Genomic DNA, 14371 nt, shown 5'->3' with positions numbered 1-14371 from the left:
GCACTCGGCGGCCGCAGAACATCAGCTGAATCGGGGGCTCATCGCTCATCGGCGATGAGTCGCCTTCTCAGCTGATGTTGTGACGAGCCATCCGTTTGAGCCGCCGCCGCGCGGGTATCGGACGAGGGCATCAGCGTCCGCGACCCCTGCGGACGCCTCCGACCGAGAGGTGACCGTGACCATCGACACCGCGACCCCCGCCGCCGGCACCACCGGCGCCCCCGCCGACCTCGCCGCCGACGCCGTCTCCCGCGCCCGCGCCGCCTTCCCCACCTGGGCCGCCACCGCTCCCGCCGAGCGCGGCGCCCTGCTGCGCGCCGCCGCCCACGCTGTGGCCGCCCGCGAGCAGGAGCTCGCCGACCTCAACACCGAGGAGACCGGCAAGCCCGCCGGCGACGCCCTCGGCGGCGTCCGCGCCGGCGTCGACACCCTGCTGCAGTACGCCGAGCTCGGCCCGCTGCACCGCGGCAGGAGCCTGCGCGGCGGCGCCCTGAACGTCGACCTCGCCCTGCCGCACCCGCGCGGAGTCGTCCTCGCGCTCACCCCCTGGAACGACCCGGTCGCCGTCGCCGCCGGGATGCTCGGCGCCGCGATCGTCTCCGGCGACGTCGTCGTGCACAAGCCCAGCGAGCGCAGCCCCGGCACCGGCGCGCTCTTCACCTCGATCCTCGCCGAGGCGCTCCCCGAGGGCGTGCTGACCCTGGTCGAGGGCGACGGCGCCGTGGGCGACGCCCTCGCCCGCACCGAGGGCGTCGACGTCCTCGCGCACGTCGGCTCGACCGCCACCGGCCGCGCCCTCGCCCGCATCGCCGCCGTCACCGGCGCGCACACCATCCTCGAGAACGGCGGCAACGACGCGCTCGTCGTCGACCGCGACGTCGACCCGGTCTGGGCCGCCGAGCAGGCCGCCCTCGGCGCCTTCGCCAACGCGGGCCAGATCTGCACCTCCGTCGAGCGGATCTACCTGCACCGCGACGTCGCCGAGGACTTCACCGCCGCCCTGGTCGCCGAGGCCGAGCGCTGGAGCGCCGGCCCCCTCCCCCGCCTGGTCGACGAGCGGATGCGCGACGCCGTGCACGAGCACGTCTCCGCCGCCGTCGCCGACGGCGCCCGCGCCCTCACCGGCGGCACCCCCGGCGACGGCACCTTCTACCCCGCTACCGTCCTCGCCGACTGCACCGACGAGATGCTGGTGATGACCGAGGAGACCTTCGGCCCCGTCGCCCCGATCCTCGTCGTCGACTCCTTCGACGAGGCGCTCACCCGCGCCGCCGCCGGCCCCTACGGCCTCGCAGCCACCGTGCTCACCGCCGACATGGAGCACGCGCACCGCGCCGCGGCGACCCTCCCCGTCGGCACCGTCAAGATCAACGGCGTCTTCGGCGGCGCCCCCGGCGGCAGCGCGCAGCCGCGCGGCACCAGCGGCTCGGGCTTCGGCTACGGCCCGGAGCTGCTCGACGAGATGACCACGACCACGGTCGTGCACTTCGGCCTCCCCGTCCTGCCCGGCGGCGCGCGATGAGCCTCGAGGGCTCCGCGCTGCAGCGGGCGAGCGCGCTGGTCGCGCACGTGCGCGAGCGGCCGCCGGTCGTCGCCGTCGTCGGCGACCTCATCCTCGACTCCTGGTGGCTCGGCGAGGCCGAGCGGGTCACCCGCGAGGCGCCCGCGCCCGTGCTGCGCCTCGAGGACGTCGTCGATGTCGCCGGCGGTGCGGCCAACACCGCGGCGAACCTGCGGGCGCTCGGCGCCGAGGTGCGCACGGTCGGGGTCGCCGGCCGCGACGCCGAGGGCGACCGCCTCCTCGCCGCGCTCGAGCGCGCCGGCCTGGACACCGGCGCGATCGTCCGGAGCGACGCCTCGACCACGATCAAGACCCGCGTCGTCGGCGGCGACAGCGTGATGCTGCGCGTCGACTCCGGTCCGCACCGCCCGTCCGACCCCGAGCTGACCGAGCTCGCCGAGGCCGCCGTCCGCGCGGCCGACGGCGCCGACGCCGTGCTCGTCTGCGACTACGGTTCCGGGATCCTCCGCGCCGCGATCGAGCGCGTGCTCGCCGTGCAGCGCCCCGGACTCCTCGTGATCGATGCGCACGAGCTCGCCGACTGGGCCTTCGCGGCGCCCGACCTGGTCACCCCGAACGCGAAGGAGGCGGAGCGCCTCCTCGGCACTCCGCTCGGCCGCGGCGCCGAGCGCGCCGCCGCCGTCCGCGCCGCGGCTGGCCGCCTGCGCGAGCGCTCCGGCGCCCGGCACGTCGTGGTCACTCTCGACCGCGACGGCTCGACCGCGCTCGACGCCGACGGCACGGTCAGCCGCACCTTCGCCCAGCCCGCGGAGGAGAAGCAGGCCTCCGGAGCCGGCGACACCTTCGCCGCCACCGCGACTCTCGCCCTCGCCGCCGGCCGCTCGCTCGCGACCGCCGTCGACCTGGCGCAGGCCGCGGCCGACGTCGTCGTCCAGCGCCCCGGCACCTCCGTCTGCACCGCGGACGATCTGCTCGCCTCGCTCGCCGCCCCCGGCGCCGTGGTGCTCGGCGAGGACGGCCTCGTCGAGGTGCTCGCCGAGCAGGCCCGTCGCGGCCGCCGCATCGTCTTCACCAACGGCTGCTTCGACGTGCTGCACCGCGGCCACACCGCCTACCTCCGCCAGGCGCGCGAGCTCGGCGACGTGCTGGTCGTCGCGGTCAACGACGACGACTCGGTGCGCCGGCTGAAGGGCGAGGGCCGCCCGATCAACCCCGAGGGCGACCGCGCGGGCGTGATCGCCGAGCTGGGCTGCGTCGACTACGTCACCCTGTTCAGCGGCGACACCCCGATCCCGCTGCTCGAGCGCGTGCGGCCCGACGTCTACGTGAAGGGCGGCGACTACGCCCCCGACATGCTCGCGGAGGCGGTGGTCGTCCGCTCCTACGGCGGCACCGTCACCACGGTGGGCTACGTCTCCGAGCACTCCACGAGCGAGATGGTCCAGCGCATCCGCTCGTCGTCGACGCCCTGAGCGGCTCGCTCCGTCGTGCTCCTCGCCGAGGAGCACTCCCCGCACCACCACGAAAGGACAGCACCATGGCTGTACCCACCCCGATCGAGATCCAGAAGCACCTCTCCGGGATCGACTACCCGGCCTCGAAGGACACCATCGTCGAGGCCGCCGAGAAGCAGGGCGCCGGCGCCGACGTCCTCGACGCCCTCCGCGCGATCCCCGAGGGCGACTACGACAAGCCCACCGACGTGAGCTCCGCCGTCTCCCAGGCCTGACCCCCTCCCGCGAGATGCCACTTGTGAGCGCGACACGCCGTGTCGCCCGCTCACAAGTGGCATCTCGCGGAGTGGCCTTGCCGGTCGAGCAGCCGTCCGCAGGACGGCGTCTCGAGACCCCGCCTCTACGCCGAGACGGCCTCCCGCTCCCGCAGCACTCCGGACTCCAGCGCCGCGAACGACAGCACCTTGTAGCCCTCCGTCTCGAAGAAGATCGTCGCGCGGTCGTCCTCCACGCTCATCACGGTGCCGGCGCCCCATGCGCGGTGCTCGACCGTCTCGTCCACGCTCAGCGGAGCATCGGCGGGAGCGTCCTGTGCCGCCTCCTGCCGTGCCTCGTGCCGCTCGCAGCCGTCGCAGTTGCCGCACCACTCCGGGCCCTCGACGCCGAAGTAGTCGAGCAGCACGCGCCGCCGGCACTGCGAGGTCTCGGCGTAGGCGCGCATCATCGACAGCCGCGATTCGGCGATCCGCTCGCGCGAGGCGAGCTCCTCCTTCACCGCGCGCACGGCGGCGTCGCCGCTCGCGTCGCTGACGGCCCGCAGGCCGCCCTCGGTCTCGAGCAGGTCGGCCTCGGCCAGGTCGTTGACCAGCCGCGCGACGGTGCGCGGCGACTTGCCCAGCGCCTCCGCCAGCTCGTCGACCTGCACGCCCGGCCTGTCGGACACGGCCGCCCACACCACCCGCAGCGCGGCCGGCTCGACCCGGCGCTTCGCGAAGAAGCGCCGCAGTCCCAGGTCCTCGAGCCGGTAGTGCAGTGCGGCCGTCGCGGGCTCGCTGTCGCGACCGGCGCGCCCGATCTCCTGGTAGTACGCATCGAGCGACTCGGACGTCGTCGCGTGCAGCACGAAGCGCACGTCGCCGCGGTCGATCCCCATCCCGAAGGCGGAGGTCGCGACCACGACGTCCAGCTCGCCGTCGCGCCACTGCCGGTGCACGTCGCGCCGCTCGCTCGTCTTGAGCCCCGCGTGGTACGCCGCGACGGAGCGGCCCTCGGCGGCGATCTCCGCCGCGTAGGTCTCGGTCTCCTTGCGCGTGGCCACGTAGACCAGCCCGGGAGCCGTCCAGCTGCGGGCCTCCTCGGCGACGGCCGTGCGCTTCTCGTTCTCGCTCTCGTGGCGGTGCACCACGAGGCGGATCTCGGGGCGGTCGACCCCGTGCACCTGCACCTCGGGGTCGGTCATGCCGAGGCGCTCGATGATCTCCTCGCGCACCGGTCGGGAGGCGGTCGCGGTCATCGCGAGCACGGGCGGATCGCCCAGCGCGCTGCGGACGTCCTTCAGCCGCAGGTAGTCCGGGCGGAAGTCGTGGCCCCAGGAGGAGACGCAGTGCGCCTCGTCGACGACCAGGAGCGAGACGCCGGCCGCAGCGAGGCGCGCGACGTTCTCCTCCTTGGCCAGCTGCTCCGGAGCGAGCAGCACGTACAGCGGGCCGCCCTCGTCGATGCGCTCCCAGGCCCGCGCGACGGCGGCGGTGCCCTGGGCGGAGTTGACGGCGACGGCGGGCGGCGCGGCCGGCGCGGCCCCGATCGAGGCGAGCTGGTCGGCCTGGAGCGCGACGAGCGGAGAGACGACGAGGACGACGCCCCCGCGCTCGGCACCGGCGATCTGGTACACCGCGGACTTGCCGCCGCCCGTCGCGAGCACGAGCAGCGTGTCCCGCCCTGCGGCGGCCGACTCGATGGCCTCGCGCTGCCCCGGCAGCAGCGACGTCCAGCCGAAGTCCTCGCGGGCGATGCGATCGACGGTGCTGCGGGTGCTCTTCGTCGCGGTGCTCTTCTTCGCCATGGCGGACTTCGCGGTGGTGATCTTCTTCGTGGCGGACGTCTTCGTGGTGCTCTTCTTCGTGGTGCTCTTCTTCGTGGCGGTGGTCTCGGTGCTGCGGGTCGTGCGGGGCGAGCTCATGCTTCGACGCTACGACTCCACCCCCGCCGAGCGTCTCCGCTTGACAGCTCCGGGGAGCACGGTGAAGCACCCGCCGCTGCGACACCTGACCCCCACCCGCGAGATGCCACTTGTGCCCGCGACACGCCGTGAAAAGCGCGCACAAGTGGCATCTCGCGAGACGGGTCAGGCCCGGGACACCACCGGGCTGAAGAGCGTGCCGATGCCCTCGATGTCGATGGCGACCGTGTCGCCGTTCGCGATCGGACCGACGCCGGCCGGCGTCCCGGTCAGGATGATGTCGCCCGGCAGCAGAGTGAACACCCGCGAGACGTACGCGATGATCTCGGGCACCCCGTGGATCATGTCGCCCGTGTTCCCGGACTGCATCCGCCGCCCGTTGACCCGCGTCTCGAGCGCGCTCTCGTTCCAGACGAACTCGGTCTCGATGACCGGCCCGATCGGGCAGAACGTGTCGTAGCCCTTGGCCCGCGCCCACTGCCCGTCCGACTTCTGCAGATCGCGCGCCGTCACGTCGTTCGCGATCGTGTAGCCGAAGACCACGTCCTCGTAGTCCTCCGCGCGCACGTTCCGCGCGATCGCGCCGATCACGACGGCCAGCTCGCCCTCGAACTCCACCTGCTGGCTGTCCTCGGGCAGCACGATCGCCTCGTCCGGCCCGATCACGGAGGTGTTCGGCTTCAGGAACATCAGCGGCTCGGCCGGAGCGTCGCCGCCCATCTCGGCCGCATGGTCGGAGTAGTTCTTGCCGATCCCGATCACCTTCGAGCGCGGGATCACCGGCGCGAGCAGCTTCGCCTCGGCGAGCGGGATCCGCTCCCCCGTGGTCTCGAAGCCCGCGAACATCGGGTCCCCGGCGAGCACGACCAGGTCGTCCTCGTCCAGGATCCCGAAGTGGATCGCTCCCCCGTTGTCCCCGGAGCGCTGCGTGGCGAATCGTGCGATCTTCATGCGTCCAACCTCGTCATCCAGCCGTGCGTGTCCTCGCGACGTCCGTACTGGATGTCGGTCAGCTCCTCGCGCAGCGACATCGTCAGCGCGCCGGCCGGCGCACCCTCGTGGCCTACCGAGAAGCCGTCGCCCTTGAGCTCGGCGATCGGGGTGATGACCGCCGCGGTCCCGCAGGCGAACACCTCGACGACGTCACCGGACTCGACCCCGTCGCGCCACTCGTCGATCGACACCTGGCGGCGCTCCACGCGGTGACCGCGGTCCTCGGCGAGCTGCAGCACGCTGTCGCGTGTGATCCCCTCGAGGATCGAGTCCGACTCCGGCGTGACGAGCGTGCCGTCCTTCTTGACCAGCACGACGTTCATGCCGCCGAGCTCCTCGATCCAGCGCGACTCCTGCGAGTCGAGGAAGAGCACCTGCGCGCAGCCGTGCTGGTAGGCCTCCTGCTGCGGCAGCAGCGACGAGGCGTAGTTGCCGCCGGTCTTCGCCGCTCCCGTGCCGCCCTTGCCCGCGCGGGCGAAGGACGTCGACAGCCAGATCGACACCGGGGCGACGCCGCCGGAGAAGTAGGCGCCGGCCGGGCTCGCGATCACGTAGTACGCGACCTGCTCGGCCGCGCGCACACCGAGGAACGCCTCCTGCGCGAACATGAACGGCCGCAGGTACAGGCTCGTCTCCGGCTCGGAGGGCACCCAGGCGCCGTCGGCCGCGATCAGCTGCCGGAGCGACTCGACGAACAGCTCGGTCGGCAGCTCGGGCAGCGCGAGTCGCCGGGCGGAGCGCTGCAGCCGGCCGGCGTTCGCCTCGGGGCGGAAGGTCCAGATCGAGCCGTCCGCGTGGCGGTAGGCCTTCATCCCCTCGAAGATCTCCTGCGCGTAGTGCAGCACGGCCGCGGCGGGGTCGAGCGAGATCGGGCCGTACGGCTCGACGCGCGGAGTGTGCCAGCCGCCGGCGCGCGACCAGCCGATGTCGACCATGTGGTCGGTGAAGTGGACGCCGAAGCCCGGGTTGGCGAGGATGCGCGCGCGCTCCTCGGCGGAACGGGGCTGCGGGTTGGCGGTCACCTCGAAGGCGAGGTCCTGCGCGGGGAGGGTGTCGGTCATGAGGGGTTCTTCCTGGAGTGGCGTGCGGGCCTGGAGTGGCGGCGGCCCGGGGGCGGGGCCGGAGAGGAGGGTCAGCGGAGTCGCGAGACGACGGAGTCGCCGATCGCGGCCGTGGAGCGCGAGGTGCCGTCGCGCGACTCGATGTCGGCGGTCACGGCCGCCGTCACGCGGGCGGCCTCGTCACCGCGACCCAGGTGGTCGAGCAGCAGCGCCACCGACAGGATCGCGGCGGTCGGATCGGCGAGCTGCTTCCCGGCGATGTCGGGCGCGGATCCGTGGACCGGCTCGAACATGCTGGGGAACGCGCCGTCGGGGTTGATGTTGCCCGAGGCCGCGAGTCCGATGCCGCCGCTGATCGCGCCGGCCAGATCGGTCAGGATGTCGCCGAACAGGTTGTCGGTGACGATGACGTCGAACCTAGCAGGATCGGTCACCAGGAAGATCGTCGCCGCGTCCACATGGAGGTAGTCGACGGCCACGTCCTCGAAGGTGGCCCCCACCTCGGCCACGAGCCGCTTCCACAGCGAGCCCGCGAAGACCAGCACGTTGGTCTTGTGCACGAGCGTCAGCTTCGAGCGGCGCTTGCGGGCCAGCTCGAAGGCGTGCCGGACGACGCGCTCGACGCCGTAGGCCGTGTTCACCGAGACCTCGTTGGCGATCTCGTGCGGCGTGCCCTGGCGGATCGACCCGCCGTTGCCCACGTACGGGCCCTCGGTGCCCTCGCGGACGACGACGAAGTCCACCTCGCCGGGTGCCGACAGCGGCGACGGCACGCCCGCGTAGAGCCGGGTCGGCCGGAGGTTGACGTAGTGGTCGAGCGCGAAGCGCAGGCGCAGCAGCAGCCCGCGCTCGATGTTCGCGTCCTTCAGCCGCGGGTCGCCGGGCACGCCGCCGACCGCGCCGAGCAGGATCGCGTCGTGCGCCGAGATCGAGGCCAGGTCGTCGTCGGTGAGGACCTCGCCGGTCTCGAGGAACCGGCCGGCGCCGAGCGAGAACGGCGTCTTCTCGATCACCAGGTCGGAGTCGGCGGAGACGGCGTCGAGGACCTTCACGGCCTCGGCGATCACCTCCGGTCCGATCCCGTCTCCGGGGATGACGGCGAGCTTCACGGTGCGGGTCATGGCGGTCCTCAGACAGGCGGGGGCACTCGGGTGTGCGGGGGCGGGAGACCAGCCCAGCGTACTCTCGGGCCGCCCCGCCCGCCGGTCGCGCCGCGTCAGCTCCGGCGCAGGCGCCAGGCCGCGACCACGCCGGCCAGCAGCACCAGTCCGACGCCGATCCAGGCCGACCAGCCGACGCCCGCGTCGAACGCGGCTCCGGCCGAGGCCAGCAGGCTCGACGCGGACTCGGCCGGGATCTCGCCCGCGACCGCGACCGCGCCGCCCAGGGTCTCCCCCGCGCGCTGCACCTGGCCGGCGTCGAGCCCCTCGGGCAGCACCACGCCGCTCCGGTAGGCGGCCGTCAGCACCGTGCCGAGCGTCGCCGTGCCGAGCACCGCGCCCAGCTCGTAGGCCGTCTCCGACACCGCGGAGGCGGACCCGGCCTTGTCGGCCGGAGCGTTCGCGAGCACCAGCTCGTTCGACACCGTCTCGGCCGCGCCGATCCCGAGGCCGAGGAAGGCGAACGAGACGGCGACGGTGAGCGCGGAGGCGCCACCGGGCGCCGCGCTGCCGATCGCGAGCAGCGCGTAGCCCACCGCCGAGATCATCAGCCCGATCGGCACGACGATCCGCGGCGAGATCCGCCGCGCGATCGGCACCACGCCGAGCCCCGCACCGATCATCACGACGAGCCCCGGCACCAGGACGAGTCCCGCCTCGAGCGGCGACAGCCCGACGACGAGCTGCAGGTGCTGCGAGACGAAGAACAGCCCGCCGACGAGCGCGACGACGCTCAGCAGGTTGACCACGATCGCCGCGCTGAACGAGCCGCGGCGGAAGAGCGAGAGGTCGAGCATCGGCACCTCGCGGCGCTGCTGCCGGCGGACGAAGAGCACGCCGCTGACCACGCCGACCACGAGCGCGAGCACCGCGACCGTGTCGATCCCGTGCTCGGCGGCCGACTTGATCGCGTAGACGATCGGCGCCATCGTCGCGAGCGAGAGCAGGATGCTGATCACGTCGACGGGACCGGGGTTCGGGTCGCGCGACTCCGGCACCAGGATCGGTGCGAGCACGACCAGCGGCAGCAGCACCGGCACCGCGAGCAGGAACACCGAGCCCCAGGGGAAGTTCTCCAGCAGCACGCCGCCGACCAGCGGACCGACCGCGGAGCCGACCGCGAAGCCGGTCGCCCAGATCGCGATCGCCATCCGGCGCTGGTCCCGGTTCGGGAAGAGGCTGCGCAGCAGAGACAGGGTCGAGGGCATCAGCGTCGCGCCGAAGAGGCCGAGCGCCGCGCGGGCCGCGATGAGCGCGCCGGCCGTCGGGGCGAACGCGGCGGCGACGGAGACGACCGCGAAGCCGACCGCGCCGATCAGCAGGAGCTTCCGCCGGCCGACGCGGTCGCCGAGGCTGCCCATCGCGACCAGGAGTCCGGCGAGCACGAGCGGGTAGGCGTCGACGATCCAGAGCAGCTCGGTGCCGCTCGGCCCGAGGTCCTCCGCGATCAGCGGCAGCGCGAAGTTGAGCACGGTGTTGTCGACCGAGACCAGCAGCACCGGCAGCATCAGCACGGCGAGCGCGAACCAGGCGCGGCGGCCGACGCGGGCGCCGGAGGGCTCGGCGGCGGCTCCCGCGGCGGGGCCGGGGGTCGTGACGGTGGTGACGGGTGCGGTGCGGGCGGACACAGTGGTGCTCTCTCTCGAACGGGGTGATCGCGGACGAGTATACCGTCCAGCCGGTACAGTAGCCAGGGGCGGCGCCGGACAACCGTCCCTAGGATGGAGCCCATGCCCGCCGCCCCCGCTCGCGACCGCGTCCTCGACGCGTTCGAGGCGCTCCTGAACGAGCAGGGCGAGCGCGCGGCCACCCTCGACGCCGTCGCGCGGGCCGCCGGAGTCTCCAAGGGCGGGCTGCTCTACCACTTCCCCTCGAAGGACGCGCTGGTCGACGGCCTCGTCGCCCGGCTCGACGACCGCCTCGCCGAGGACATCGACCGCATCCGCAGCTCCGACGAGGGCGTGGTCCCCTACCTGATCCGCACCTCGTTCGCCGCGGACACCCCGTTCGACCGCACCATCCTCGCCGTCTCCCGCATCGCGCAGGGCAACGACGAGAAGGCGGGCGCCGGCCTCGCCCGCCTGCACGACAGCTGGTACGCCGTCGTCACCGAGGCGGTCGGCGATCCCCTCGTCGCCCGCGCCATCGTCCTGATGAGCGACGGCCTCTACTACAACTCCGCCCTGCTCCCCACCGGCGACAGCCCCCGCGTCGAGGCCGCCGACGTCCTCGCCGTCATCGCCCGCCTCCTCCCCGGCTGACCCCGGAGAAGCACGCGCCGAAGGAGCGGCCGCAGTCGCGGCCGCCCGCCCCCTTTGCTGGTCGAGTAGCCGGCCGCAGGCCGGCGTATCGAGACCCGCCGCCTACAGCCGCACGGTCCCCTCGACGAGCGTCGCCGTCGCCCCACCGACCCACACGTCGCCACCGACCCGCTCCACGAGCACCCGCCCCGCGCGCCCCATCGCGGTCCCCTGCGCCGCGACGTACCGCTCGGGCGCCAGCCCGGCCCCGATCAGCCACTGCGCGATCCCTGCGTTCAGACTCCCCGTCACCGGATCCTCCGCCACCCCCGCGTCCGGGATGAACGCCCGAACCTCGAACGCGCACTCAGCCCCCGCCGGATGCGGCCCGACGACCCCGACGGCGAGCCCGCCGAGCCGCGCCGAGTCCGGCCGGATCGCGAGCACCCGCTCCGCCGACTCCAGCCGGAGCGCCAGCCAGCCCGGCCCGTTGTCGGCCCACTCGTGCCCGAGGATCTCCGCGCGCGCGAGCCCCAGCGCCGCCGCCGCCCGCTCCAGCGTCGGCTCGTCGACCGGCCCGGTGCGCTGCCGCGGCGGCGCCGCGAACGCGATCGCCCCCTCCGTCACCCGCAGCCGCACCAGCCCGGCCGCGCACTCCTGCACCAGCACGCCGGCCTCGCGCGGCACTCCGCCGGCCGCGAGCCACGCGTGCGCGCTGCCGAGCGTGGGGTGCCCGGCGAAGGGCAGCTCGCGCCCCGGCGTGAAGATCCGCAGCCGGTAGTCGGCCTCCGCGCTCGTCGGCGGCAGCAGGAAGGTCGTCTCCGACAGGTTCGTCCACCGCGCGAACGCGGCCATGCCGCCGTCGGGCACCCCCTCGCCGTCGACGACGACCGCCACCGGGTTGCCGAGGAACGGCTCTGCGCCGAACACATCGACCTGGGCGAACCTGCGCTCCATGCTGTCGTCTCCTCCGCCGCGCCCGGACCTACTCGGTGATGTCGATCTCCTGCATCAGGTCGGCGTCGATCGCGACGCGCACCTTCTCCAGCAGTCCGTCCGGCGCCGGCGAGTCGATCGTGATCACCGAGAGGGCCTTGCCGCCCGCCTCGGTGCGCGCGATCTGCATGCCCGCGATGTTGACGGAGGCGTCGCCGAACTCGCGCCCGTAGACCGCGACGATCCCGGGCCGGTCGACGTAGCTCATCACCACGTGGTGCTTCGCGAGCGGCACCTCGACGTCGTAGCCGTTGATCGCGACGAGCTTCTCCACCTGCTTGGTGCCGGTCAGCGTGCCGGACACCGAGATCTGCGAGCCGTCGGAGAGGGCGCCGCGGAGCGTGATGACGTTGCGGTACTCGTCCGAGACCGCGTCGGTGATCAGGCGCACCTCGATGCCGCGCTGCTCGGCGAGCACCGGCGCGTTGACGTAGGACACCGTCTCCGACACCACGTTGCTGAAGACGCCCTTGAGCGCCGCGAGCTTGAGCACCTTCACGTCGAAGCCGGCCAGCTCGCCGCGCACCTCGACGTCGATCGACGTCACCGGCGAGGCGGCGAGGCCGGAGAAGACCTGGCCGAGCTTCTCCACCAGCGGGATGCCCGGGCGCACGTACGGGTCGATGACGCCGCCGGCGACGTTCACCGCGTCCGGCACGAGCTCGCCGGACAGCGCGAGCCGCACCGACTTCGCGACCGAGACGCCCGCCTTCTCCTGCGCCTCGTCGGTCGACGCGCCGAGGTGCGGAGTGACGACCACGTTCTCGAGGGCGAGCAGCGGCGAGTCGGTCGGCGGCTCCTTCACGAACACGTCGAGCCCGGCGCCGGCGATCGTCTTCGCGACGAGCGCGCGGTGCAGCGCGTCCTCGTCGATCAGCCCGCCGCGGGCGACGTTCACCAGGAACGCGGTCGGCTTCATCAGCGCGAGCTGCGCGTCCGAGATCATCCCGGTGGTCTCCGGGGTCTTCGGCATGTGGATGGTGATGAAGTCGCTCTGCGCGAGCAGCTCGTCGAGCGGCAGGAGCGTGACGCCGAGCTGCTGCGCGCGGGCGCTCGTGACGTAGGGGTCGTAGGCGACGACGTTCACGCCGAAGGCCTGCAGGCGCGCGGTGATCAGCGCGCCGATCCGGCCGAGGCCGATGATGCCGACGGTCTTCTCGTAGAGCTCGACGCCGGTGTACTTCGAGCGCTTCCAGAGGCCCTGCGCGAGCGCGCTGTGCGCGGCCGGGATGTGCCGGGCGAGGCTCAGGATGTGGCCGACGGTCAGCTCGGCCGCCGAGATGATGTTGGAGGTCGGCGCGTTCACGACCATGACGCCGGCCGCGGTCGCGGCGGTGATGTCGACGTTGTCGAGGCCCACGCCGGCGCGCGCGACGACCTTGAGCGCGGGGGCCGCGGCGATCGCCTCCGCGTCCACCTGCGTCGCGGAGCGGACCAGGATCGCGTCGGCGGTGCCGAGCGCCTCGAGCAGCGCGGGGCGGTCGGTGCCGTCCACGGAGCGGATCTCGAAGTCGGGACCGAGGGCGTCCACGGTGGCGGGCGAGAGTTCTTCGGCGATCAGGACGACCGGCTTAGTCACGAGAGGCGCTTCCTTCGGGGAGGGGACGGAGCGGGCACCGAGCACGGGCATCGGTGGAGCCCCCGCCACTGTAGCGGAGGGCCGCGACGGCCCCCGCCGTGTGACGCCCGGCCGGTAGCGGCCTCCGTCTAGAGCGCGACGAGGCTCTCGAAGCCCAGGATGAGCTGCACATCGAGCGACAGCGCCGCCGAGACGCAGAGCGCCGCGACCAGCAGCCCGGTGCGCGCCAGGAGCCCGCGCCGGCGGCCGAGCACGAGCGCCAGCACGAAGCAGACGACCGGCAGCAGCAGCCCGAGCAGCAGCACCGTCCAGCCCGTGCCGTTGAGGTCGGTGCCGAGCGAGGCGGCGTAGGTGCGCAGGCCGACGAGGTTGCCGATCCCCTCCCAGACGTCCCAGGCGAAGAAGAGGGCGAAGGCCAGCGCGATCAGCACCGAGAGGAGCAGTCGCTTCCGCCGGCCGTCGCGGCGGCCGGTCCCGCCGAGGGTCGCCTTCACCGTGGTCTCGCTCGAGGTCGAGTCGGTCGATGCGGAGTCGGTCGATGCGGAGTCGCTCATCACGCCCCCTTCAGGAACGGCAGGGGCGCCAGCAGGATCAGCCCGGCGATCAGCCAGAGCACCCGGGTGCGCGTGCGGGCGCCGCGCGTGCCGAGCAGGACGGCCGCGAACCAGGTCGCCGGCCCCGCGACGGCGAGCCAGAGCCCCAGCCCGTAGAGCCCGCCGCCGAGCGGATCGCCCGCGAAGGTCGAGGCGGTCGTGGCGCTCTGCCGCGTCGCGGTGATCATCCAGCCGATCGTCCAGAGCAGGTACAGACCCGCGGCGACGCCCATCGCCACGAGCAGCACGGAGGAGGCTGCGGCCGCGTCGGCGGCGTCGCGCTCGTCGTCCTCGTCCGGCTCGTCGTCGGAGTCGTCCTCGCGCAGCTCGTCCGGCAGCTCGTCGACGTCGCCCTCGCGCGCCGCCCGCTCCTCCGGGGCCGATCGCACCGCACGGGGCGTCCGTCGCCGCACCGGAGCATCGCCGGCCACGAGGGTCGGGTCGCCGCCCTCGCCCGCCCAGCTGAGCGCGTCGTCGTCCCGGTCGTCCTCGGGTCTGCTGTCGATCACCGCAACACCCTAGCCGCGCGTCCCTCGCAGTCGGCTCGGAGCAGCCCGACACCTCCCCGCCACCGCGCGGACACCGCCCGGCCTC

The 14371-nt window shown here is 73.6% G+C and carries 13 protein-coding genes; 4 read left to right on the top strand and 9 right to left on the bottom strand.

Going from position 1 to position 14371, the window contains the following annotated elements; translation table 11 throughout:
- Window positions 1-181 precede the first annotated feature (181 nt).
- The 3 genes from GSU72_RS06225 (at window position 182) to GSU72_RS06215 (ending at window position 3251) form a co-directional block, all read left to right on the top strand.
- Window positions 182-1522, top strand: coding sequence for an aldehyde dehydrogenase family protein (locus tag GSU72_RS06225; protein WP_244256093.1), 1341 nt, complete (start codon window positions 182-184; stop codon window positions 1520-1522).
- A complete protein-coding gene (gene rfaE2, locus GSU72_RS06220) occupies window positions 1519-2994 on the top strand; it encodes a D-glycero-beta-D-manno-heptose 1-phosphate adenylyltransferase (RefSeq protein ID WP_159984260.1) in 1476 nt (491 codons plus the stop codon). Before GSU72_RS06225 ends, rfaE2 begins: the two co-directional genes overlap by 4 nt.
- Window positions 2995-3059: 65 nt before the next feature.
- Complete coding sequence (locus tag GSU72_RS06215) at window positions 3060-3251, top strand: DUF2795 domain-containing protein (protein WP_159984259.1); 192 nt, start codon at window positions 3060-3062, stop codon at window positions 3249-3251.
- A gap of 125 nt (window positions 3252-3376) precedes the next feature.
- Here GSU72_RS06215 and GSU72_RS06210 read toward each other — a convergent pair whose 3' ends face one another.
- The 5 genes from GSU72_RS06210 to GSU72_RS06190 form a co-directional block, all read right to left on the bottom strand.
- Window positions 3377-5155, bottom strand: coding sequence for a RecQ family ATP-dependent DNA helicase (locus tag GSU72_RS06210; protein ID WP_159984258.1), 1779 nt, complete (start codon window positions 5153-5155; stop codon window positions 3377-3379).
- Window positions 5156-5320: 165 nt separating this feature from the next.
- The gene (locus GSU72_RS06205) at window positions 5321-6106 is read right to left on the bottom strand and encodes a fumarylacetoacetate hydrolase family protein (RefSeq protein ID WP_127887131.1); all 786 of its coding nucleotides are present in this window, start codon (window positions 6104-6106) and stop codon (window positions 5321-5323) included.
- Complete coding sequence (locus GSU72_RS06200; protein ID WP_159984257.1) at window positions 6103-7209, bottom strand: branched-chain amino acid aminotransferase; 1107 nt, start codon at window positions 7207-7209, stop codon at window positions 6103-6105. The genes GSU72_RS06205 and GSU72_RS06200 overlap by 4 nt, the downstream gene beginning before the upstream one ends.
- Window positions 7210-7280: 71 nt before the next feature.
- On the bottom strand, window positions 7281-8330 hold the full coding sequence (locus tag GSU72_RS06195) for a 3-isopropylmalate dehydrogenase (RefSeq protein ID WP_159984256.1): 1050 nt from the start codon (window positions 8328-8330) through the stop codon (window positions 7281-7283).
- A gap of 95 nt (window positions 8331-8425) precedes the next feature.
- Window positions 8426-9997, bottom strand: a complete 1572-nt coding sequence (locus GSU72_RS06190) for an MFS transporter (RefSeq protein ID WP_244256011.1) — start codon at window positions 9995-9997, stop codon at window positions 8426-8428.
- Window positions 9998-10099: 102 nt separating this feature from the next.
- On the opposite strand from GSU72_RS06190, the gene GSU72_RS06185 reads away from it, so the two are divergent.
- The gene (locus tag GSU72_RS06185; protein WP_244256010.1) at window positions 10100-10630 is read left to right on the top strand and encodes a TetR/AcrR family transcriptional regulator; all 531 of its coding nucleotides are present in this window, start codon (window positions 10100-10102) and stop codon (window positions 10628-10630) included.
- Between the two features lie 102 nt (window positions 10631-10732).
- Here GSU72_RS06185 and GSU72_RS06180 read toward each other — a convergent pair whose 3' ends face one another.
- The 4 genes from GSU72_RS06180 to GSU72_RS06165 all read right to left on the bottom strand — a co-directional run bounded on the left by GSU72_RS06180 (window position 10733) and on the right by GSU72_RS06165 (window position 14286).
- Complete coding sequence (locus GSU72_RS06180; protein WP_159984254.1) at window positions 10733-11566, bottom strand: PhzF family phenazine biosynthesis protein; 834 nt, start codon at window positions 11564-11566, stop codon at window positions 10733-10735.
- 28 nt (window positions 11567-11594) lie between these two features.
- Window positions 11595-13184: a phosphoglycerate dehydrogenase gene (gene serA, locus GSU72_RS06175; protein ID WP_159984253.1), complete on the bottom strand. Its 1590-nt coding sequence runs from the start codon at window positions 13182-13184 to the stop codon at window positions 11595-11597.
- A 128-nt stretch (window positions 13185-13312) separates the two neighbouring features.
- Window positions 13313-13738 carry a hypothetical protein gene (locus GSU72_RS06170; protein ID WP_159984252.1) on the bottom strand — a complete coding sequence of 142 codons (426 nt, stop codon included), beginning with the start codon at window positions 13736-13738 and terminating at the stop codon, window positions 13313-13315.
- The gene (locus tag GSU72_RS06165; RefSeq protein WP_159984251.1) at window positions 13738-14286 is read right to left on the bottom strand and encodes a hypothetical protein; all 549 of its coding nucleotides are present in this window, start codon (window positions 14284-14286) and stop codon (window positions 13738-13740) included. The genes GSU72_RS06170 and GSU72_RS06165 overlap by 1 nt, the downstream gene beginning before the upstream one ends.
- Window positions 14287-14371: the final 85 nt, after the last annotated feature.

This window comes from Rathayibacter sp. VKM Ac-2760, assembly GCF_009834185.1.
In the GTDB taxonomy this organism is placed as follows: Bacteria; Actinomycetota; Actinomycetes; order Actinomycetales; family Microbacteriaceae; genus Rathayibacter.
Note: the sequence above shows the minus strand (reverse complement) of the source record. Positions and strands in the feature narration are given on the sequence as shown.

What these genes read in the sequence shown, in the direction of transcription:
- GSU72_RS06200 (WP_159984257.1), bottom strand. Translation starts at nt 7,209, where the DNA reads ATGACCGACACCCTCCCCGCGCAGGACCTCGCCTTCGAGGTGACCGCC.
- GSU72_RS06205 (WP_127887131.1), bottom strand. Translation starts at nt 6,106, where the DNA reads ATGAAGATCGCACGATTCGCCACGCAGCGCTCCGGGGACAACGGGGGA.
- GSU72_RS06215 (WP_159984259.1), top strand. Translation starts at nt 3,060, where the DNA reads ATGGCTGTACCCACCCCGATCGAGATCCAGAAGCACCTCTCCGGGATC.
- GSU72_RS06170 (WP_159984252.1), bottom strand. Translation starts at nt 13,738, where the DNA reads ATGAGCGACTCCGCATCGACCGACTCCGCATCGACCGACTCGACCTCG.
- GSU72_RS06210 (WP_159984258.1), bottom strand. Translation starts at nt 5,155, where the DNA reads ATGAGCTCGCCCCGCACGACCCGCAGCACCGAGACCACCGCCACGAAG.
- GSU72_RS06185 (WP_244256010.1), top strand. Translation starts at nt 10,100, where the DNA reads ATGCCCGCCGCCCCCGCTCGCGACCGCGTCCTCGACGCGTTCGAGGCG.
- GSU72_RS06180 (WP_159984254.1), bottom strand. Translation starts at nt 11,566, where the DNA reads ATGGAGCGCAGGTTCGCCCAGGTCGATGTGTTCGGCGCAGAGCCGTTC.
- rfaE2 (WP_159984260.1), top strand. Translation starts at nt 1,519, where the DNA reads ATGAGCCTCGAGGGCTCCGCGCTGCAGCGGGCGAGCGCGCTGGTCGCG.
- GSU72_RS06195 (WP_159984256.1), bottom strand. Translation starts at nt 8,330, where the DNA reads ATGACCCGCACCGTGAAGCTCGCCGTCATCCCCGGAGACGGGATCGGA.